1 pseudogene is annotated in these 653 nt (G+C 73.8%); it reads left to right on the forward strand.

The features are described from left to right. Window positions 1–653, forward strand: a pseudogene (locus FL344_RS38820) (N-acetylmuramoyl-L-alanine amidase); the annotation flags it as partial.

The following is a 653-nucleotide window of genomic DNA, read 5'->3' on the forward strand; positions in this document are numbered from 1 at the left end:
GGGCCCGTCCTACCCGTGAGGAGCAGGACGCCCTGCGCGGGTTCGTGATGCAGGGAGGCCACCTCCTCCTGTCGGGCAGCCACGTGACGTCGGCGCTGGCCGTGGGCTCGGCGGAGGACCAGGCCTTCCTGGCGGACATTCTTCGCGCGGCGCCGGGGAGCGGAACGCCCCCGTTCTCCGTGGAGGGAATGCCGGGCGGCTGGCTGGCCCAGCTCACCGGGGTGGCGCTGGATGACGGCACGCGGGGCGGCTACGCGGTGGGCGTGACGGACGTGCTGACGCCCGCGTCGGGTGGCACGTCCGTGCTTCGCTATCTGGGAACTGACCTGGCGGCGGGCGTGATGTCGGCGCCTAACGGGCGGGTGCTGCTGCTGGGCGTGCCTTTCGAGGGCATCGTCAGTCCGGTGCAGCGCGCCGGGCTCATGTCCTCGTTCCTGGTGCAGGCGGGCCTGCTCACGGAGCTGCCCCCGCCGCCGGCCGAGGAATCCGGCGCCGCGAGCCTGCTCACCGCCTGTGTGGCGGCGCGGGGCGTGGATCCGCACCCGCCACCGGAGCCGGAGCCGGAACCCGAGCCGGAGCCCCATGTGGTGGGGGTGCTGCCGCAGTTCTATCCGCTGGGAGATTCCGGCTGTGGCTGTGGGGCGGGTGGGGGA

This window comes from Myxococcus sp. AB036A, from assembly GCF_006547355.1.
GTDB lineage: Bacteria > Myxococcota > Myxococcia > Myxococcales > Myxococcaceae > Myxococcus > Myxococcus virescens.